The sequence below is a fragment of the Pseudomonas sp. SIMBA_041 genome (assembly GCF_046535095.1).
GTDB classification, from domain to species: domain Bacteria; phylum Pseudomonadota; class Gammaproteobacteria; order Pseudomonadales; family Pseudomonadaceae; genus Aquipseudomonas; species Aquipseudomonas mucoides.
In genome coordinates, this window is the sequence record NZ_JAWRXJ010000005.1 from 1 (window position 1) to 20726 (window position 20726).

Sequence of the window (20726 nt, forward strand, 5' to 3'; positions counted from 1 at the left end):
GGGGCCTTCAAGGGCGAGAAAGGTTCGGTCAAGGCGGTGGTTGCCACCCTGCGAGGGGGCCTCAAGGAAGTCGATCCGGGGGACTGGAAGCCGGGAGAAAAAGGTGAGTTCAAGTACGCCGTTGCGGTGACCTATTACAAGCTGGAAATCGACGGCAGCGTGATGTTTGAAATCGACCCCCTCAACTCGATCCGCGTCATTGACGGCGTCGACCAACTGGCCGCCGTGCGGTCTGCCCTGGGCATGTAAGGAGCCACACCATGAGCAATGCAAAAGACGTCCTGCCCAAGTGGCTGCAACTGGGTGATGGCATTGCCACCGTCGTCCTGTCTCGACCGAGTGAGGCCAACGGCATCAAGGTCGACAAACTGACCCTGCGTGAACCGACGGTGCGCGAGATGCGCGCCGCCACCTTGCAGGGCGGTACCAACGAAGAAGAACAGGAAATGGTTCTGTTCTGCAGCCTCGCGAGCATCGGCCGGGGCGATCTGGAGGGGCTGCTGATGCGTGATTACCGTCGTCTGCAGACCGCCTATTTTCGTCTGGGAGCAGACGACGGGGTTTAATCCCAGACTGCAAAAGGCCCTGGCCAAACGCTTGGCCGCCGAGCTGAATTTTTCAGCGGCCGACATCCAGAGCCTGTCGTTTTCCGAGATGGTCTGGTGGCTCACGGACTGAGCCTAATTCCCGCTCCCACAGGTAACCTGTATGGCGAACAAACTCTCGCTCGGGCTGGTGATTGGCGGCGCCGTCGATTCTTCACTCGGCGCCGCCTTCAAGAACGTCAGCGGCGAAATGAAAAAGCTCGAAGCGCAAACCATGCGCGCCAAGGGTCTGCAGAAAGTCATCGGCGAGACCATGCGCCTGCGCGATGAATGGAAAAAAGCCCATGACAGCGGCGCGGCCAATGCCGGTGCGCTGCTCAAGAAGCTGGAAGCCAATAACGCCAGCCTGAAAAAGCAGGGGGTTGAGGTCGGGCGCCTGAGTAAAGAATACCTGGCGCTGGGCAAGGTGGTGCGCAGTGCCGAGTTCAAGGCCAAAGGCATGGGCCAGGTGCAGGACGGGCAGGAGAACCTGCGCAGTGGATTCGGTACGGCGGTGGCCGGCACGACTCTGGCCGCTGTGCCGACCAAAATCAGTGCGGACTTTCAGGCGATCATTCGCGACATCGCGATCAAGTCCGGTACCGCCAACACGCAGCAGGAAGTGAACACCGCCCGCGACATCGTTCAGACCTCAAAGGACACCGGCATGGCCAACACCCAAGTGGCCGAGCTGGTGAACCAGTTGGTCGGTGGCGGCATGGATCTGACCGAAGCGCTGAAATATGCTCCGGTGGCCGCGAAGTTTGCGGTCGGGCAGGGCGCTTCGGGAGCCGATACGGCGAAGATGATTCTGGCGATGCAGAACAATGCCAAGATCACCGACCCGCAGAAAATGGAACAGGCCTTGGCGTCGGTTGCGCTGCTGGGCCAGCAAGGCAGCTTCGAGGCGGCCGACATGGCCAAGTGGTTTCCAGAGCTGTTGGCGCAGATGGCCGGCACCGGCATCACCGGCCAGGAAGCGGTCACGCAACTGGGGGCGATGCTGCAGGTGCAGATCAAGAGCGCCGGCAGTGCGGATGAAGCGGCGAACAACCTGAAAAACTGGGTCGCGAAAATTGGCTCGGAGGACACGGTCAATGGGTATGCCGATGCCGGGATTGATTATCAGGGCTCGATGAACGCCGCTATTGGCAAGGGCTTGTCGACCTTCGAGGCCAGCTTCGAACTGGCGCGTCGGTATGTGGAAAAGACCGACCCGAAAAAGTCAAAGCAGTTGGATCAGGGCCTGACCCAGATCAGCCAGGAGACGGATCCGGCCAAGGCGCAAGCGATGGCCGATGCCTTGGCCGCCACTTTGCGTACCGGCGATCTGTTTGCCGACATGCAGGTCAAGACGGCCCTGATGGCGTACACCCAGAACAAAAAATTCTACGCGGACCTGAAGCAAGGCGCCTCGGACCCCAGCGGTCCGCGCAAGGACATTCTCGACAAGAACCTGAGCGAACGTCGCGAGAGTTCGTCGCAACGCTGGGCCGAAACCGGTCAAGCGTTCAACGATTCGCTGCGGGCCATTGGTGACGCCCTGCGCCCGGCGACGGATGCGCTGGCCACCGGTATTGCCGGCGCGGCGCGGGGCTTGACCGCGTTGTCCGAGCAAGCGCCCCAAGTGGTGCTGGGCCTGGCGGCGGTGAGTGCCGGGGCATTGGTGCTGGGCAAAGCCTGGGCCACGCTGAAGATCGGCCGGGGCCTGGCCAACATCGCGCGAGGTTCGGCCGGCGACCGGTCCAACATCGTGCAGCGGGTGTTCGTAACCAACGCGAATGACGACGAAGACGACGGGCTGGATCACGGCAACGAAGGGAAGGGCGGAAAGGGCGGAAAGGGGCAAAACCCTGCCAGTCGAATGTCCCATGGCCTGAAAGTGGGCGGGGCGCTGGCGGTGGTCGGTGCCGGCGTTCAGGCATTGGACACGTACCAGAATGCGACCACCCGTGATGAAAAGGCCGAAGGCTACGGCGAGGCGGCGGGCGGGCTGGCCGGTGGTTTGGCGGGTGCAGCAGCCGGTGCGGCCATTGGTTCGGTCATTCCGCTGCTCGGCACCGCGATTGGCGGAGTGATCGGTGGCATCGTCGGCGCGTGGGGCGGCGGTGAGCTGGGCGCGACCATGGGCAAGGCGTTGTTTGGCGGCCCGGACACGCCGACCCAAGCACCGATCGGCATCTTGCCCATGGCTGCCGGCCAGGAAGTGGGCGCGGTCGTACGCTCGATGGAAAACACTCCCGCCGCGCCGGTAACGGCGGCGGCATTGATGTCGAGCACTGCGATAAAAACACCGGAATGGCCGAAGGTCGATCAACAATTCACTTTCGCCCCGGCCCCGGTCATTACCGTGCAGGGCGATGTGAAAGACCCGGCGCAGTTGGCTCAAGCGTTGATGCCGCACCTGCAGCGCCAGTTTGAGGAGTTCGCCCGGGAGGCGCGCGCCCGCCAGTTGTTTGATGCGCCCCATGTGGGTTGAGGAAATGTGATGACGGATGAAAAGACCTACCTGCAGCACCTGCAGGGCGGATTGAAGTACATGGTCGACGCCGGTGAAGCCGGGCGCACTGACCTCGAGTCGATGACAGGACCCATGAATGGCGCGCTCAATGAAATCAGCGGGGCGGCCGATGCGCTGGAAGGCTTGCCCTTTATCAGCGAAGACCTCAGTGACAAGACCCGGCGTCTGCAAAGTGCAGTCAACTCGGCCCAGGCCAAGATCGGTAAGGTCGCGAGTTTCTATAACCAGACTCAACGATCCCTGGCGCAGTTCGAGCAGCATTTTTCCGCACTGACTGAGCAGATTGGCCGCTTTGGCGCGGCGTTCAGCAAGGTCGCCGGCAAGGCCAATGCCGCGCTGGGCAACATCTTGCCCACGGAATGGTTTGCTGGCGACATGACGCCGATCCCGGACGCGGTGAAGCCGTTCCCGCACCTGCTGATCCTCTATCCGCTCAAGGCCAACGAGCGGCCGTATTACTTCAACCTGGACACGGCGGCCTTTGACGAGCTGCGCCGGCAGACGTCGTTTCGCTGGGCCGCGCAGGAACGCCTGACCCGGCGCCCGGCGCAGCAGGCCGTGGGTCAGGGCGAGGAGAAAATCACGATCAAGGGTGCGATCTACCCCAGCTACAAAGGCGGGCTGAAGCAACTGGATACGCTGCGCAGCATCGGCGCGAAGTTGCTGCCGCTGAACTTGACCACCGGTTACGGCGAGGTGCTGGGCAACTGGTGCCTGACCAACATCGACGAAGAACAGAGCGCTTTGCTGCCTGGGGCGATCCCGCGCAAGCAGGGTTTTTCACTGGAGTTTGTCCGTTATGGCGATGACTTGCAGAACAGCTGACGGGGATCTGCTCGACACCCTGTGCCACCGCTATTACGGCCACCTGAACCGCAGCGTCGAGGCGGTGTTGGCGGCCAATCAGGGCTTGGCCGATGAGCCACAACCATTCCGCGCCGGCCTGTTGATCACGCTGCCGGAGCTGGTGATCGAGCCCGACAGTGTGATTTCGCTGTGGGATTGATCCCGTGATTCAGCCCGCGAAATGCGGGCTTTTACTTTTTTTGAGGGCGAGTATGCAACCGTTGTTCCGTATTGTCGCCGACGGCGCCGACATCACCAGCTTGATCAATGATCGGCTGGTCTCATTGCAGCTGTCCGATCGGCCCGGCATGGCCTCGGATACGTTCGAATTGCGCATTGATGACCGTGACGGCGCGGTATCGCTGCCCGTGCGTGGCGCGAGTATCGAGGTCTACCTTGGGTATGCCGGCGCCGACCTGACCCGCATGGGCCGCTACACGGTGGACGAAGTGGCCGTCTCCGGCCCGCCGGACACCCTGGTGATCAGCGGCAAGGCCAGTGACATGCGCGGCAGCGGCAAGACCACCCGCAGCGGCAGTTGGGAGGACGTCAGTTTGGCGCAGATCGTCGGCGACGTGGCAGCGCGCAATGGCTGGCAGCCGTCGTGCCCGGTCGATACCCGTGTGCCGCGCATGGATCAACTGAATGAATCCGATTTCAACTTCCTCACCCGCCTGGCCAAGAAACACGACTGCACCGCCAAGGTGGCCGACGGCAAGCTGTTGGTTCTGCCGCGACAAGGTGGGCAGAGTGCGAGTGGCAAGGCCTTGGGTCTGATCACCTTGCAACGCAATGACGTGACCCGCTGGCAGTTTCGCTTGAGCGACCGCAGTGCGCATCAAGGGGTCAGCACCCAGTACCAGGACTCGGACAGCGGGGAATTACAGATTTCGTACCTGGACAATCCCAACGTGCCCGAGGGCCTGCCGCCGGTGCATACCGACCGCCACCTCTACCCGGACAAAACAGCGGCCGACGAGGCCGCAAAGGCGCGTCTGGCGGCGTTCAATCGTTCGACGGCCTCGGTGCGCCTCGATCTGCCGGGCCGGGCCGACCTGTTTGCCGAATGCATGATCAAGGCGCAAGGCTTCAAGCGCGGGCTCGATGGCGAGTACCTGGTGGAGTCGGTCGATCACACCTTCACCCCGTCCGGGTGGACGGTGTCGGTCGAGTGCAATGGTGGCAAAGAGGGAAAGTCCAAGGCGTCAGGCAAGCCTGAGAAAGTCGTGCTGGAAGTGCCAGCTTGATGGCCCGGGAGGGTGATCAGCCGTAAGTCGAAGAGGTTTTAACCCCGAAGTAAAAGGAGCGGCCAGTCTGGATGCGTCAACATCCAGCCTGGCCACCGTCCCCGCAGATTGTCCCTGCAAGTCCCGCCAAGGCTCCTGCTCTGTGCACAAAGCAGAGCGAGCCTAGCACCTGTTTATTTATACAGTAAAGGCCTTGCTATCATGTCTACCCCTATCATCCCTTGGATGGGCGGCAAACGCCGTCTGGCCGATCGCCTTATCCCGCTGTTTCCACCGCACGAATGCTACGTCGAAGTGTTTGCCGGCGGCGCCGCGCTGTACTTCATGCGGCCCCAGGCCGCGCCCGTGGAAGTGCTCAACGACATCAACGGCGACCTGGTCACGCTGTACCGCGTGGTGCAGAATCACCTCGAAGAGTTTGTGCGCCAATTCAAATGGGCGCTGAGCTCACGTCAGGTGTTTGAGTGGCAGAAAATGACCCGCGTCGAAACCCTGACTGACATCCAGCGCGCGGCCCGCTTTTTCTACCTGCAGCACCATGCCTTCGCCGGCAAGGTGTCCGGGCAGACCTTCGGCACCGCGACCACCACCCCGTCGATCAACCTGTTGCGCATTGAGGAAAACCTCTCGGCTGCCTGGCAGCGTCTGTCCGGCACCTACGTCGAAAACTTGCCCTGGTTGGAGTGCGCGGAACGCTACGACCGCGCGCACACCTTCCACTACATGGACCCGCCTTACTGGCAGACCGCCGGCTATGGGGTGGATTTTTCGTTTGAAAATTACGAGCGCATGGCCGACTTCATGCGCCGCTGCAAGGGCAGGGTAATGGTCAGCATCAACGACCACCCCGACATCCGCCAGGTGTTTGAAGGCTTTCATTTCGAGACGCTGGACATCCGCTACACCACGACCAATCAGCGCCAGGGCAAGGCCGAGGTCAGCGGCGAACTGGTGATCATGAATTGGGAGCCGGCAGCATTAGGGGGACTGTTTTAGACTGAGCCTATTTATAGCTGATCGATGTAACGCCGTGTTGGCCTCCGACTATCATTGTTAGAGATGGGGTTTAACCCATATTCAAACTTTTTGAAGCTGACCTCTCATGGACAAACAACTGATTGGACTCTCAATTCTGATGACGCTCGTGTGGACATCAGCGGTCCTATGGGTGATGTACTGGATGTGGAACTAGAGGTGCGCCGTCGTGCAAAACGTGGTGTTAAACGACAAGATGAAGCGGGAAACGGACCGCCTTCTGGCGCAGATAGCTGGCGCTGACACACTGATTATTGCAGTGAAGGCGGGAGCTCGGGCGGAAGGGTTCGTTCTTGGGATGGAAACAGTTGGTGCCTTGCGGATTGGAGATGCAGAAAATCTTTACGTTGTTTTGGAATCTGCGCTGGAAGAACGCCTCAAATGTGTGGCATCGATTTAGAACTAGTTCGGAGTAGTAGGTTGCTTAGCCCCATGAGCTCTATCAGCTCGGACTGTATTGGCGAACATTACCGATGGCACCGGCCACCTGAATCATTCGAACGCTTCGGTTGGCTTTCCTTGTAGCAGCACCATGTGTTTCACGCGCTCGTAGAATGTGGCCGGGTTCAGCCATTCGCGCGCCAGATCTGGCTAAAACGTCAACGGCGTCGGTCGTGGATATCGACCAAGCCCCGAACCATCCGGGGCTTGGTGAGATCAAACGGCATCACTGTTTACGATTTCCACCACCGCTCTGTTCACCTCCTTTACGCCCCGCTTCAGAGGCTTTCTCCCGATCATTGGCAAAGTTTCCGCCGCGACCGCTTCCCTGGCCACCGTCAGATTGACCAGATTCGCTTGATTGGCGTCCTCCCGACGCCTGACCACCTTTTTGGCCTGCCTCTGAGGCTCGCTGGGGATCATTGGCAAAATTGCCGCCAGACACTGATCCGCCTTTCTTACCCGCATCAGAAGCCTTTTCTGGGTCATTAGCGAAGTTGCCTGGATTGTCGTTTCCTGAATTAGCCATTTCTATTCACCTCATCTGATATCGACACGAGCATTTGCTCGTCTAATTCCGACGATGGAAAAAAACAGAAAGTTTGGAGCAATACAGCAGATTCGCGACGGGTGGAAATACACTATTGGTTCCATCGAAAAAGGAAAGATACGACTGGTGGTTTCGGGGTTCAAAATGTGGTTCTAGACATTATATTTTGCCGTTCATCAGTTGGTTGTAGGAACGCCAGACAGAAAACGAACCATTGAGATTTGAACGAGATCTATAAAAATGCCTGTATTGGCCATGCCAGGCTGCTCGTGTTACTCCCAATTGCCCGCACTGACGTGCGGGCTTTTTTTTCGCATTGCAGGCCCATAGCAGGGAAAGAGGACCATCCTTTTCATACGCCTTTAAGTAACCTCCTCGCCTGCCATGAGGCGTTTTAAACGTTGCCAATCATCGAATGCAGCGGCACGCGTTGCGTCGGCTTTTGCTTTTGCTGCGGTAAACCTGGCCCACGCTTGCGGACTCCGGTCGTCCTTTATCAGTTCGTAGGCTTCACCCTCGAGTCGATCGGCTTCGTGGAATAGTTTGGTATTGGAAGCGACTTTATCGTCCCAATACCGCTCATCGGTGAAGCTCAATTTACGCTCATTCATTTTCTACATCCTCCCAGGCCGCGCACCGCGCACTGGTGAGACCAAAACGCTCAGCCCGCTCAGCCCGCTCAGCCGCTCAGCCGCTCAGCCATTGGACTGAAACGCGTTTGATCGGCGCTCGTCCAGAACTCGGGGGGGCTAACACAAGGCCTGCATCGTCGCCCAAGGCCAGGCTTTTACAGTGTTCGTCCGCTTTCAAGCCAATGAAATATTACTTGGGCTGACATGAAGCCTGTAATCAATACGAACAGCCCTGTGATCATCAGTTTCTCCTGACGCTCATGAATTGATGATGTTGGGCTTTATTAAAAATTCCTTCGAAAAGACGACAGGAACGAGCGCCTATACTGATTAATCGATTGCACCTAGGACCAATCATGTCTGCCCATCAGGCTATCCAACACATAAAAACCCTCTACAATCAGGCTAATGCTGTACAACTTTTTGCAGGCTAGGCGTATGACTCCGCTCGATAGGCTTCTCGAATGGCATGGGTGCTGGACGCTGTCAGATAACGTCATAACTTGCAGAAAATGCGGAGCTGGGCAACCGGAATCGGACCGAGAAAATGCGTTCCTTCATGCTTGCGGATGCAAGGCACTGATTTTTGAATGCCACCCATGGCGGGCATTAGGCGAAATCCAGAACGAATTCGCAAAAAATTCTAAGCGCTAGATTGTTGGCATGAGACACCATCAATGGCGCGTGTTCACCAACGTATACCCCCATTGGCAGATTCCGCTGGTTGTTAAAGCCCCTTACAATAGGCGCTGATCAGTCGCTTTCTGTTTTTTTCGGCTGTTGATGATCTAGCGGAGCGCCGTAAAACTTTCTTAGCAATTTCCCCCATTCGTCCAGCGCACGTGCGAGACGGTGCTGCTTGAGCTCCCAAGACTGACCATATGCCCGACCTTCGCGAATGGCTTTTACAACGTCCTCGTGAGCTTCCCGATATTCCTGCAAAGCGACCGCCATCGCTTTTTGAAAACGGCGAACGGTTCATCAATTTAATCCCAAAAGAATGTGAGCAAGCTGTCAGCGCTGCGGATCATTCCGAGGTGGGGAAAAGCTGCCAGGCGGTCGACCATCAAGGCAGGGCATCGGATCGGTTTCAATGCCACGAAGTAGCGTTGCCCATGCGTCATAGGCGTGTTTCTGGCGCATCGCAGCTTCAGTCCAGCGCGTGCCCGAGATGTCATTGGCGACGACGAGCATCATCAGTTGGTTCGTTGCCGCATCCAGTTCCAGTAAAATCTTATGGGATTTGAAACGGAAATCATCGACGCTAATCATGATCAAAGGGTCCAACAGGACTGGTTCGGCACTACGAACCGTTATTCCTATGAATTCAGTGTGGAGTCTTTTGAGTTAGAAGCAAAAAAATAAAAAATTTCTTCGCACGATTGTCGATGACGAATTTAGGGGGGCGCAACATTACTATCTCACCTCGGTGAACTACCCGGCGCACCGGTTAGACGTAAAGGAACACGCCCTACACTCGGGCTATTGAACGCGCGTAGGCAGCCGTTGCCATCTCGATCATGACGTTTCTTTCATACGCATCAATGATTCCCTGGCTTCGATACTCATCGGCCAGTCTCAATAACTCGTCATATTTCTGATTCGTGCTCATCGAGTTTTCAGTACTGGTCAATAATTCGTGCCATCTGGCGTACGCCAAAATTTTCGCTCCGTTGTACATGCCGGCCACTCCGCAAACTTTTTCGGTAGAGCCCAGCGGCTACTGCGTGTTCACTGATGGCGACGTACGGTGGTACTGCGATTGAGTGAAGTGCTAACCGTCATTTCTTCTGAATTTTTTTCCACGCATTCAGCTCTCTAGCTCATAGCAAGACGGTTGAGAGGCGATATGAAGTTTTATCGCATTAGCTACCTGCTCCATGGTCAGCCCAAGACATTCATCATTCGAGCTGCGTTGATGAATAACGCGGAGGCGTGGCAATGGGCGAGTTGCGACGCAGGATTGGTTCCTATACCCAAGCCTGGCCGTCCGCCGCTAAAACGCTATTCAAAACCGATGGCTGAGCGATTCGGGGTCACCGAAGTTCAATGGCGGGAACCTACCTCCATGGATTGGGAGGAGAAACAATGAGTGTTCCTAGGTCCGTTTTAGCGCGGGTCACCCAGCGCCTATTAACCCGCATTCCATCTACTTTAGCAGGGCTATGCCTGCTTCCATGGGAGTGCATGGTGCAGGCTAACCCCCCAATGAGTGTATTTCAGGAGAGAAGGGTTCGGTCAAACGGCTAGCGTGTTGATCTATTGCATCTCACTGATAACGAAAGTTTTATGGATTTTTTGGACACTCCTACAAATCCCTGATTTGGAAACCCAGTTTTCGAATGAAGCCGCCACCAAACCACTCGTCAGGAGTGCCACTCGTCTAACTGAACATCCATTTCGTTCCTTCCCGGTCTGATGCTCTGGTCTAGCGAGGCAGTGAAATAGCTAGCCGAATGGCCTTTTTTGTATGACGCCTAACCGTCGCGTCCGGCTAAAGTCCACCCAGGCAATACGTATCGCGGCGTTAATACGGCCGAGTTCTACACGCTTCGTCGATAATGTCGATGAAATCATCATGGGCCACCGGCTTGCTCACGTGGTAATTGAACCCCGATTGCCTGGCTTTTTTCTGGTCGCTGCCGGTGCCGTAGCCAGTCAGCGCAATGGCCGGTGTGTATTTGTGATGGGGGATCTGGCGAATGGCCTGGATGAGTGCGTGGCCGTCCATCACTGGCATCCCGATGTCGGAAATGATCACGTCGTAGCTGCCCTCTTTCGCGGCTTTCAGCGCCAGTAGCGGGTCGCTGAAGGCTTCCACATGGGCTTCCTCCATTTCCAGCAACATCTGCAGCACTTCCATCACGTCTCGGGAGTCATCTACCAACAGCACTTTCTGACCAAGAAGGCGCCCTGATTCAGCCGAGGTCTGCGCTTGTTGCGCCTTTTGTTGAAGGGGATGGCACAGCGGCAGGCGAATGGTAAAGGTGCAGCCACGACCAATCCCTTCGGAGCGCACTTCCACCGAGCCTCCATGAGCTTCCACCAGTTGCCGCACCAGCGACAGGCCAATGCCCAGACCTTCGCGCTGGTGGGTCGCGTGCTGGTTTTCTGCCTGACTGAACAAATCGAAGACCTTGTGCAGATTGTCCTGTTCAAGGCCGATGCCGCTGTCGATGACATCCAATTGAGCCATATCCCCGACGCGTTTGACGATCAACTCAATATGGCCATCCTTGGGCGTGAATTTCAGAGCATTGTTCAACAGGTTCCAGATGATCTGTTCCAGGCGTGTGCTGTCGGCATCGACCACCAGCGCCGACTCTGGCGGCTGTGGTAGCTGCAGGGTGATTTCACAAGGGTGTTGATCGTTGATCACCACCGTGTAGATGTCTTGCAGAACTCGACCAAAATCCACCGCCTGTTTTTTCAGCTTGAGCTTGCCGGTGCGCACGCGTGCAACGTCGAGCAGGTCATCGATGATCCGCGCTTGGCTCGACACCGCGTCGCAAATGGTATTGACCGCCTTCATGGCTGGGCTGACGCTTTTGGTCATTGGCAAGCGGCGTAGCAGTTCGGCGTTGAGTTGAATGAGGTTAAGCGGGTGCTTGAGCTCATGAGACATCACCGCGAAAAATTCGTCCTTGAGGTGGCTGCTGGTCTGGGTTTCGGCTAACCGCTGGCTTTGCTCTTCGTGCAGACGCTTATGACCAGTGAGGTCACGGGCAATCTTCACGTACCCCTTGAGGCTTTCGCCTTCAAGTCGGATGACCTCACCACTGCAGTAAAAGCGGCTGCCGTCCTTGCGCAAGTGCCAGCGCTCGTCTTCGCCCCGACCCTGCTCCCGCGCCGCGCGCAGTTCGCCTTCCGCGGCGCCTGAGTTGCGTTCCTCAGGCGTGAAGATCAGATCGTAATAGGCGCCTAGAACGTCCTCCTTGCTGTACCCGAAAATCAACTTGGCCCCGGTGTTCCAGTCGATGATCACGCCCTCATCATCGAGGATGATGATGGCAAAATCATGGGTGTTTTCAGCGACCAGGCGCATGCGCTCTTCACTGATGCGCAATTCCTCCTCAGCGGCTCGGCGTTTGGAGATATCGATGAAGGTGAGCACCGTGCCGTCAATGTGATCCTCACTGGAGCGGTAAGGCAGCAGACGCGCGATGTACCAGTGCTGGTCGTTGCTGCAGACCTCGCGTTCGATCATGTTCAGCGACTCGAACACAGCCGCCGCATCTTCGGCCAGTTCCGGGTAGTCCAGGCGATGGGTGATGTCCATCAGCGAGCGCCCGGTGTCGACGGGCAGCATGCTGAAGATTTCGGTGGCGCGCGGGGTAAACCAGCGGATGCGCATGTTGCGATCGACGAACACGGTTGCGATGTCGGTGGAGGCAATCAGGTTGGTCAGGTAGTCGTTGACCTTGTCGGTTTCTTCGACCTTGGTTTTAAGTTCGGCGTTGACGGTCACCAGCTCTTCATTGATCGACTGCAATTCTTCCTTGCTGGTTTCCAGCTCTTCGGTGGCCGAACGCAGCTCTTCATTGATCGCCTGCATTTCCTCATTGGACGCCTTGAGCTCTTCGCTGGAGATTTCCGACTGTTCGATCGTCTCTTGCAAGTGCTGCTTGGTGCGCTGCAGTTCATGCTCAAGGTTGGCCAGTATCTGGTTTTCGGTTTGGCTGGCGCTGACATCAATCAGCTCCTCAGGATCGACTTCGCGCTCCTCGAAGATTATCAGGATGTACTCACTATCGGTCTCGTCATCCTTGTAAGAATGCACGTTCAGATCAACCAGGTAGATGCGTTTTTCGCGCTCGATGCGCACCTTGCGTGAGGTAACCGGTAGCCCGCTCTGTTGTACCTGAAACAGTGTGGTACGAATATCCAGGCGCAAATCCGGGTGGGCCAGGGTCAACAAGTTGCGTGATATCTCACCGGCCACGTATCGCAAAAAACGCCCGGCGCCTTCGCTCATGTGCAAGATATTGGCGTTGGCATCGACGATGATGCTCGGCGGCGCAGCCTTCTCCAGTGCACGCAGGTGAATGTCGGCAAAGGAAATCTTGCGTGCCGCCGCCGGCGCCGGGGGATGGGTGTCGACTGTGGTGCGGGCGTAACCACCGCGCGGCAGGGTGGGGGCGCGTCGGGGACTGGACACGCTCTTGGCGCGGAAAATGCGGTTACGTTTGTCCACGGGTGTAAACAGATCCAGGCAGCCGTCGATGGATTCCGAGGAACCGAGGAATAGGTAACCGCCAGGGCGCAACGCAAAGTGGAACATCTGCATGATGTCGCGCTGCACTTCGCGGTCGAGGTAGATCAGCAGGTTACGGCAGACAATCAGGTCGAGTTGCGAGAAGGGCGGGTCGAGCAGCAGGCTGTGCTTGGCGAACAAGACTTTCTCACGGATTTCCTTGCGCACGCGATAATGGTGGTTTTCCAGGGTGAAGTACTGGCGCATACGCGATGGCGGTACGTCGGTAATGATTGCTTCGGGATAGACACCGTTTCGTCCAAAGGAAATGGCACGATCATCGATGTCACTGGCAAACACCTGCAGCTTGGCCGGGTTGGCGTCCAAGGCGAGCTGTTCGGTTAGCAAGATGGCCAGGCTGTAGGCTTCCTCGCCGGTAGAGCAGCCTGCCGACCAGACGCGAATTTCATCCCGATGCGGCAAGGCGTCCTGCAGCGCTTTAACCAGATCGGGAATGACATTGCGCTCCAAGGCCTCGAAGGCCTCGCGATCGCGGAAAAAATTGGTCACGCCGATCAGCATGTCCCCCAGCAACGCCTTGGTTTCTTCGGGGTGGGATTGCAGGTAATCGTAATAGGCGCCCAGATCGGGCTGCGCGGTGACCTGTAAACGACGTTCGATCCGGCGCAGTACGGTGGCCCGCTTGTAATGCTTAAAGTCATGACCGGATCCCGCGCGCAGTTGGGACAAAATGTCCTGCAGCCGCTGTTCGGCCATGGCGGCATCGCGCTCGGAGGCAGGAGGGATGGTCTTGATTTCCGGGTCATTGGCGGTTGGCAGCGTGATGGCCCGAGCGTTGTGCCAAAGCTCGATCAATTTCTGCGGCATCTCCACCACGGGCAGTACCAGATCGACCATGTGCGTGTTGATGGCGGCACGGGGCATGCCATCGTATTCGGCATCTTCCGGAGTCTGTACCAAAGTGATGCCACCTTGTTCCTTGATCCTCGACAGTCCCACCGCGCCATCGGTGCCGGTGCCCGATAACACCAGGCAAAAGGCACGCTCCTTGTGCACATCCGCCAAATCCCGAAAGAACAAATCGATGGCGACGTGCATGCCGGGCGGTCTATCCGCCGGTGTCACCGACAGATAGCCATCGTTCATCATCAGATTGTGCGCCGGTGAGATGACATACACGGTATTCATTTCGATGGCGATGGTTTCAGTCACCTGCCGCACCGGCATTTTGGTGACTTCCTGAAGGATGCGATCGACTTGGCTTGGATAATCGGGCGACAAGTGAAAAATAATGACGAAGGCCATGCCGTTGTCGCTGGGCATCTGCTCGAAAAATGACTTCACGGCTTGGAGACCACCAGCGGAAGCGCCGATGCCCACGACAGGAAAAGGCAGGGTGCTGGGGATTAGCTCCTTGCGCTGTGGGACGTTCGGGGAGCGCTTCACGGAAGACTTCATGATCAATAACCTGAATAGAATAGCTGCAGTCAAATTCTTGTGCCGTGCAGCCATAATACTCTATGTTTTTCTGAATCGACGGTGACAACCTGGCTTGGCAGGCGCTACTTGGCTGGAATCGAAATTATAATGGAGTCGACTTCCGCGTTGCAGTTGCTCGTTTTATCAGCCGTGTCCACTATCGATTAGCTAAGTCTCATTAATTAATTCTTTTACCCTGTCCTTCGAATGTGTCGTCTTCTGTACAGTCTGGAGCTCTTGCGAGGGGAAATGCGCATTGAGCAAAGTGATATGTTCTAGCGCTTCGGCGAATAGATTATTGGCCTTCTTTCGTAGCTGTAAATAAACGAGAAACGTTTCATTGTCGAAATCACAGCTGTCTAGAAGGTCGAGGGCTGTACGATTGATTGCGTTCGCCTGCTCAAAAAGCTTTTTGTTTTGCTCCATTGCTACACGGCGGCAGGCATTAATCTGGTCGGCTGAATAATTCGACATGATGATTTCCACCCTTCAAATCATCCTTGGAATAGCTGAACGCCCCAATCCTGAATGGCGTCGATTTCGGTTGGCTGAAGTTCAGACCAAGGAATCTTCGAGGAATATCAAAAAGGTTCTATTTAAAAATTCGATCCTTTGACGACTTGGAAACGCCGAAAAAAACCGCTTTTTCAGTGGTCAAAGACGGCGCACGCGGGAGATCTGATGCTCAGCAAGAGTGCCCTACCATTGATCCAATGTTCGCCCGGATATAGCACTGTATGCCTTGGCGACTAATGGCCTGGAAAACTCACAACGCCTGTGCCTTACTCGAAAGTCAAGTCGAGGAGGGGAATGAATGCGTCGTAGAGGCCCGCAATTTTGGCTTTGGGTCAACAATCAGTTTCCAACAAGAATCCATGAAGAACGGCTTAAGGATGGGCGGCAAGTGGAAGTACAAGCACGCATTACGCACAGCAAAGCAGTGCAAATATTTATCGGGATCTATCACGCAAATGGCGCCCCGATGCATGAGGAGGTCTATGACCGACAACGCTTGGAACAGCTGGGTAGTGGTCTGAATTGGGGGCTTCAGCGTGCGCGGACGATTCTGTTGGAGAGCGAGCCCTTTTGCGCGCCCCATCGTCCACAGTTGACTTTGGGACCGGTGATTACGGATGACGCAACGCTTGTACTCAGACGTATGGAGATGACGGAGCAAGAGCAGCGCAAGCTTAAGATGCTTGATGCCAGGGCGGAATACGCTGCTGCCCAGTCGGCAATGTTGATCCTTATGCGTTCCGGCTCCTTCGACTTCAGCGTTTGGAACGCGCATCGCGTTCGTTTACAGCAGGCTATTGACCGCAGAATTAACCTGCTGAATACGTACCTGCATTAGGTATCGCAGTTGAAATAGCGGTGGATGGCCGTATTAACCGGGAAAACCAACTGCGTTAAAAAAGATAGTAATACTGACGCCTCGCCTCGCCTCGCCTCGCCTCGCGCTACGCTCTAACTACGTATCCGGTTCTACTCCAACAGGAGGCGCCCATATGCTGCGCGTAAACGAATCATCTCTCATAGACTCGCTCGACCCACTCTCAGTTTGTCTGCCGACGGAGTTGCTGCAATGCGATTGGGAAAGGGCGATGAAAAACATCATTCAGGCTCGCACGGAGCTGTCCATTTTAGAGCACGTTTCAATCGCCCGGGGTTTTGCATGGGGTGTCTACGCAGGAGCGCTGGTTGACCATCCGGGATTCACTTCGATGGGCGCGGAAATCATCTTGGCCCACCAAGAGGCCTTGATAAACGCAAGACCTGCCGGTAACACTAATTGACGATTTTGGCCGATTGATGCCCGTGGCAAGAGGCAGAAAACGACCCAGTCTGTGTGAAAACGCCTGCAATTGTCTAATCTTCTAATCTTCTAATCTTCTAATCTTCTAATCTTCTGATCGTCGAGATCGCAGTGGGGATGTTCCTGAATCGATTCATTGAAGGTGAGGTTCGGACGCAAGTCGCGTTGCTGCCGGAGTGCCTGGACGATTACGTTACCGAAGAAAATCCAGTGCGAGTGGTAGACGTTTTCGTTGATGAACTCGACCTGGGTACATTTGGATCTGAAGGTGTGGCTTCTGCTGAAACCGGGCGTGCGGCCTACCATCCGGCGATCTTGCTGAGATTTATATCTACGGTTATCTCAATCGGATTCAGTCTAGCCGCCGGCTGGAGCGTGAGGCCGCGCGCAACGTCGAATTGATGTGGCTGATAAGACGTGTACTGCGAAAGAAGAATTGTACTCATTCGGCAATACGCCGTGAGGGTAGTGCGCAAAACCTCCTCTACAGGCCGCGAGTTTCAGTTTGCATAAACACAAAAAAGCGGGTGATTTGCCACCGCTGGAATTGTGGATATCCCAATAAATACAATAGGTTAGTACGCTCTAGTCCCCAGCATGGGGTGCTAGGGGTCGAGTGTTCGAATCACTCCGTCCCGACCATTATTCCTGAGTAAAATCAGACACTTGAGCCGATCAGATAGATCGGCTTTTTTGTGTCTGCGCAAAACCCGCGCAAAACTGGCGCAAAGCCACCCGGTGATTTCGCTGATATTCAGGTCCGGAATTGCTTCGGACCAGACGATTTCCTCGTGGTCCCGCGGGTAGTTTCTGGTCATGCCCTCGCTCGCATGGCCAGCAATTTTCTGACCATCCTTTCCGGCCTTCTTGTACAGGTGCAGCGACAGCGCTCGCACTTCGTGGAAGCCCGGCATCTCTTCTTCCTTCCATCCCGCGTAGCAGTTCGCCGCCTCCCTGGCCTCCTTGAATGCTCGCGTCAAATACCTCTCCTCAATCTTTGTCCAGTGATCCTTGGTCTGCGCCTGTTTCTGTTTCCGGCGCTCGGGCTTTCGGTGCACCAGGTAGGGCGATACGACATCGTCACGGCATCGGCTGATGACCGCCTGCAACTCCGGCGTTATCAGAAATCGTAGCAAGGAGATCAAGCGTGATCGCTTGATGGTCAGCATTCTGGATAAAAAAGGACGATGTTTTGAGTGATCTCGTGATGAGAATTATGTGCTCCCTTCCTTCGCCTGCTGGAAGCTTAAGAATCGAATAATCGACTGTGAATTCTGTTTTATCGGTCGACATAGCGTCCTTGCGAAATTGGGTTAAGGAATGCACGGAAAGGTAACAGATTTGGGGGATCTGCTTTCTCAAAGTCAGCGTACCGCCTGCACTTGATGACTCAATGTTCTCCCAAGTGCGTTGTGCCAGCACCGGGCCTACTTGAGATTTGGTGACGTACTACACTCATCCGCAGACGCCGGCGGGGGCGGCGATTAGATCAATGATGACTCATTGAGTGTGCGCACATGAAAACGTTGAAATCTATCGCTTCAGGTTCGGCGCTTGCCGCCCTTAGTCTTTCCGCTGGCGCTTACGAATCCGATTTCCATTTTGGCCTTACCTGGTGGCTGGCCCGCCAGACTGGTTTTGATTTACAGCAAAGTCAGGAAATTGCTCGGAATAACGAGCTCACTGATACCGGCATGCTCGATGCGAAGCACGCAATGATTTGGGAGCTATGCATATGGCGAAACACATGCGCCAGTAAGATGACCAGGGCAATGCATTTTCGTTCAAAGACGCCACCCCCCGCGGAACCTTCGGCACGGGAGGTGACTGAAGGCGCCGTATATGCAGAGGCGCAGTCAATCAGCATCATAAAAACACCCAAACATGAAGAGCCGAAGGTCCAAGGTTGGTTCGGCCAAGCGCTCCACGGCAGGCAGGATGCTTACTCACACGCGGGGCAAAGCGATACGGTCTGGCCATTCTGCCCAACTGAATGGTTATGGACGCATCCCATCACCCAGGGTGGTTTTTTGGCTCACGACGCCGACCAGACTTTCCGGAATACGGACAAGTGCGCTAAAGCAGCATTAAAGACTTACAACCTAATGCTGCAATATCGAGCAACGATGAAACTCAGCACTAAACCTAAAGAGCCAGGAGAGCTGACCGGCCGGATCGGGAAGTTTTGTGAGGCCCAGACAAAGGCCGAAAAAGCTCTGTGGTTTAAGGCTGAACATGTCCCGCAGGGGGACGCTATTGCAAAGAACACCAGCCTTAAGGATGGCGGCGGAAATTTTGCCGGGGCCCCACGGATAGATTTACGACCTGGCCCGCCGTTGGCCAAGGATGTTCAAGGCTCGGTCCCCGAATACGAGCAGCAGGAGCCAGGCTGGCTACCCTCGATTGCGATCAATGAGGATCTCAAAAGCTTCCTCATGAATGCGACCCCTAGTTCCTCGCCTCAAGGTAAGGAATTCGCTCGTGGATTTCTGAAAGCGGCGCTCACAACGCCTCCGCACAAGATGCCGGCTGGTGTTGAAGTGTTTTGGGGAAAAAAAGACTTTGTCCAGGCCGACTTAGACATTACCAAGTTGCTTCGACTGAGGCTGAAGGACCAAGGCAACGCTGACACGTTGTCCGTCAAAGCCGGCTCCGTAAATCCCGACGATTACCTAACGTTCACCGAAGAGAACTGGCAGGCCGCGCTGATACCTGTTCGGGGTTCGAAGGAGCCGGCCCTTGTTGGCGAAAGGGATGGCAACATTGTGGTCCTCGCCATACTTCGAAATGCGCCCAACGATGTACTGATGGTTGAGGTCAAGCCTGACCAGACAGTGAATATCCAAATACTGGTCGCTCACTGAGGTTGTCTCAAGGGCAAGGAAGCCCACGTTTCAATATGCGCTTCAGGTAAAAGGTTCGGGCTAAACCTTTAGAGTCGGTACCATTTGTATAGAGCGATCAGGCTTGGCCGAGCTGCGCATTCGATTGTGGATGGTGGTTACTACATCCTTCGATACCGTAATTCCGGAGTCAGGGTGTCCGGTACCTGCACAACCTCGACCAGTGCGACACGTTCCCTCGTGGGCAGGGGTGTGCATCGGCTCAGTGAGCGAAATGCCGTCCTTCTCGTTGCCGTAGTACTTCACCAGGTAGGCGTTGACCAGTCGTTGGTTGGCGCCGGATTGGCAGATGGTCGAGATCGGGTCATAAGCCGATCGGCCGTCACCTTTGTAATACCCGCCATTGGCCTGCTCGAAGAATGCAGCGACGACGCCGTGTCTTGCGGCTCTGGCCAGCACGGTTTGTGTCGGCTGGTCCGGCGAGCTTCCGGCGGCGTTCTGTCCGAAGGCTGTCATGTGTGCCGCAACCATCGCGAAGTGGCCACCTTTGACCTGGGCAACCTGTGTGCGCAGTGGTTCCACCGCACTGAAGTTCCGTTGAGACGAGCCGTTGGCGCACTCGGTGAGAAATGGCGTAGCTATCGGCTGCACCAGTGCGTGATGCGTGCCGCCGGCACTGATGGTAGATATCCGCTTACTCTCCACAAATATATGCATAGCCAGGCAACACAAGTTCCAACGTCGACATCATCGGTGTACTGACTAAGCTTGAGCTCAAACTTCAGACTACCGGTGGTCCAGCTGTATTGGTGACCGTTAAACAGATCGCGATAGTCCGACTCGCTCGACAAGTACCAGCACTTATCGGTTTCGGCGTAAGCCACCCATTTTTGGAGCGTGACTGTCAGGCCTTCCGGTCCGATCGTATCGTCGTATCGGAGATGGTCAGGGCCTGGATTTTTGTTTTCCATGGGCAATACCTGTCCTTTGCCTCCATAGCGGCTGGCTTTTGAAGGAGAGGGATAAAGCTGACCAGTGGTCAGACTGTATGAATTATCTGAGGTGACCGTACTCGACCGTTCGAGGAGCGGCTGTTTCTCAATGGCGGTGAGTTCCGCCCAGGAGAAAGGCAATGGCTTCTATTGACGACTTCAGATTTGAGTCGCACCAGCTTCTATTAGAACTTGACGCTGCCACCATGGGAATGATGACGCTGGTTTCATCTAGGTGTGTTTCAGGTCCCGAGTGGGATGCTGCAAACAAGAGGCAGCACGAAGCCTATAAATGCTGGGATGCCTTTATGAATGCCCCGCTCATCGCCGGCACCAACAATCTCCCGCCTGCTATCTGAGCGACTCATTCAGCGAATGGCGCTGACGTTTAAGGGGGAGGGATTTAAGGTTTCGTGTGGACGTCGAGAAGGTGCTCGACTTGATTCGACTGCATAAGTAGCGCGAAACGCACACGACACCCTGAACCCGGCCACTGCGTCGGGTTTTTTTATGGGTGCTCCATTC

Annotated in this window: 17 protein-coding genes and 5 pseudogenes; 14 read left to right on the plus strand and 8 right to left on the minus strand. The window is 55.9% G+C overall.

The features are described from left to right. The 8 genes from SB725_RS12625 to SB725_RS12660 all read left to right on the plus strand — a co-directional run. Positions 1–249, plus strand: a 249-nt coding sequence (locus SB725_RS12625; RefSeq protein ID WP_410921842.1) for a phage major tail tube protein, incomplete at its 5' end; no start/stop codon positions are given. Between the two features lie 11 nt (positions 250–260). Then, positions 261–566, plus strand: a complete 306-nt coding sequence (locus SB725_RS12630) for a phage tail assembly protein (protein WP_410921844.1) — start codon at positions 261–263, stop codon at positions 564–566. Between the two features lie 142 nt (positions 567–708). After that, the gene (locus tag SB725_RS12635) at positions 709–3063 is read left to right on the plus strand and encodes a phage tail tape measure protein (RefSeq protein ID WP_410921846.1); all 2355 of its coding nucleotides are present in this window, start codon (positions 709–711) and stop codon (positions 3061–3063) included. Positions 3064–3072: 9 nt separating this feature from the next. Next, positions 3073–3930 carry a phage tail protein gene (locus tag SB725_RS12640; protein WP_410921848.1) on the plus strand — a complete coding sequence of 286 codons (858 nt, stop codon included), beginning with the start codon at positions 3073–3075 and terminating at the stop codon, positions 3928–3930. Then, positions 3905–4111 carry a tail protein X gene (locus SB725_RS12645; RefSeq protein WP_410921850.1) on the plus strand — a complete coding sequence of 69 codons (207 nt, stop codon included), beginning with the start codon at positions 3905–3907 and terminating at the stop codon, positions 4109–4111. Before SB725_RS12640 ends, SB725_RS12645 begins: the two co-directional genes overlap by 26 nt. Positions 4112–4163: 52 nt before the next feature. Further along, entirely contained in the window at positions 4164–5198 is a 1035-nt protein-coding gene (locus tag SB725_RS12650; protein WP_410921852.1) for a phage late control D family protein, read from the plus strand. A gap of 201 nt (positions 5199–5399) precedes the next feature. Next, a complete protein-coding gene (locus tag SB725_RS12655) occupies positions 5400–6194 on the plus strand; it encodes a DNA adenine methylase (protein WP_410921854.1) in 795 nt (264 codons plus the stop codon). Between the two features lie 208 nt (positions 6195–6402). Beyond that, entirely contained in the window at positions 6403–6633 is a 231-nt protein-coding gene (locus SB725_RS12660; protein ID WP_410921856.1) for a hypothetical protein, read from the plus strand. Positions 6634–6900: 267 nt separating this feature from the next. Here the strand turns inward: SB725_RS12660 and SB725_RS12665 are convergent. The 4 genes and pseudogenes from SB725_RS12665 to SB725_RS12680 all read right to left on the minus strand — a co-directional run. Then, a pseudogene (locus SB725_RS12665) lies at positions 6901–6981 on the minus strand (KGG domain-containing protein); the annotation flags it as partial. Positions 6982–7041: 60 nt separating this feature from the next. Beyond that, positions 7042–7203: pseudogene (locus tag SB725_RS12670) on the minus strand (general stress protein); the annotation flags it as partial. Positions 7204–7586: 383 nt separating this feature from the next. Then, positions 7587–7835 carry a hypothetical protein gene (locus tag SB725_RS12675; RefSeq protein WP_410921858.1) on the minus strand — a complete coding sequence of 83 codons (249 nt, stop codon included), beginning with the start codon at positions 7833–7835 and terminating at the stop codon, positions 7587–7589. Between the two features lie 1035 nt (positions 7836–8870). After that, entirely contained in the window at positions 8871–9128 is a 258-nt protein-coding gene (locus SB725_RS12680) for a hypothetical protein (protein WP_410921860.1), read from the minus strand. A gap of 577 nt (positions 9129–9705) precedes the next feature. On the opposite strand from SB725_RS12680, the gene SB725_RS12685 reads away from it, so the two are divergent. After that, on the plus strand, positions 9706–9948 hold the full coding sequence (locus tag SB725_RS12685; protein ID WP_410921861.1) for a DUF6555 family protein: 243 nt from the start codon (positions 9706–9708) through the stop codon (positions 9946–9948). A 435-nt stretch (positions 9949–10383) separates the two neighbouring features. Here SB725_RS12685 and SB725_RS12690 read toward each other — a convergent pair whose 3' ends face one another. Beyond that, entirely contained in the window at positions 10384–14529 is a 4146-nt protein-coding gene (locus tag SB725_RS12690) for a CheR family methyltransferase (RefSeq protein ID WP_410921863.1), read from the minus strand. 189 nt (positions 14530–14718) lie between these two features. Then, positions 14719–15036, minus strand: coding sequence for a hypothetical protein (locus SB725_RS12695; protein ID WP_410921864.1), 318 nt, complete (start codon positions 15034–15036; stop codon positions 14719–14721). A 328-nt stretch (positions 15037–15364) separates the two neighbouring features. Here SB725_RS12695 and SB725_RS12700 point away from each other — a divergent pair, with 328 nt between their 5' ends. The 3 genes and pseudogenes from SB725_RS12700 to SB725_RS12710 form a co-directional block, all read left to right on the plus strand. Next, entirely contained in the window at positions 15365–15904 is a 540-nt protein-coding gene (locus SB725_RS12700; RefSeq protein WP_410921865.1) for a hypothetical protein, read from the plus strand. Between the two features lie 154 nt (positions 15905–16058). Further along, on the plus strand, positions 16059–16346 hold the full coding sequence (locus tag SB725_RS12705; protein WP_410921866.1) for a hypothetical protein: 288 nt from the start codon (positions 16059–16061) through the stop codon (positions 16344–16346). Positions 16347–16489: 143 nt separating this feature from the next. Next, positions 16490–16786, plus strand: a pseudogene (locus SB725_RS12710) (transposase); the annotation flags it as partial. Positions 16787–17100: 314 nt separating this feature from the next. On the opposite strand, the pseudogene SB725_RS12715 reads toward SB725_RS12710, so the two are convergent. Continuing rightward, positions 17101–17499 (minus strand): annotated as a pseudogene (locus SB725_RS12715) (integrase); the annotation flags it as partial. Between the two features lie 384 nt (positions 17500–17883). On the opposite strand from SB725_RS12715, the gene SB725_RS12720 reads away from it, so the two are divergent. After that, positions 17884–19230 (plus strand): hypothetical protein, encoded by a 1347-nt coding sequence (locus tag SB725_RS12720; RefSeq protein WP_410921867.1) that lies wholly within the window; start codon positions 17884–17886, stop codon positions 19228–19230. 161 nt (positions 19231–19391) lie between these two features. Here the strand turns inward: SB725_RS12720 and SB725_RS12725 are convergent. Continuing rightward, a pseudogene (locus SB725_RS12725) lies at positions 19392–19896 on the minus strand (DNA cytosine methyltransferase); the annotation flags it as partial. 445 nt (positions 19897–20341) lie between these two features. Here SB725_RS12725 and SB725_RS12730 point away from each other — a divergent pair. Continuing rightward, positions 20342–20560, plus strand: coding sequence for a hypothetical protein (locus SB725_RS12730; protein ID WP_027921477.1), 219 nt, complete (start codon positions 20342–20344; stop codon positions 20558–20560). Positions 20561–20726 lie beyond the last annotated feature (166 nt).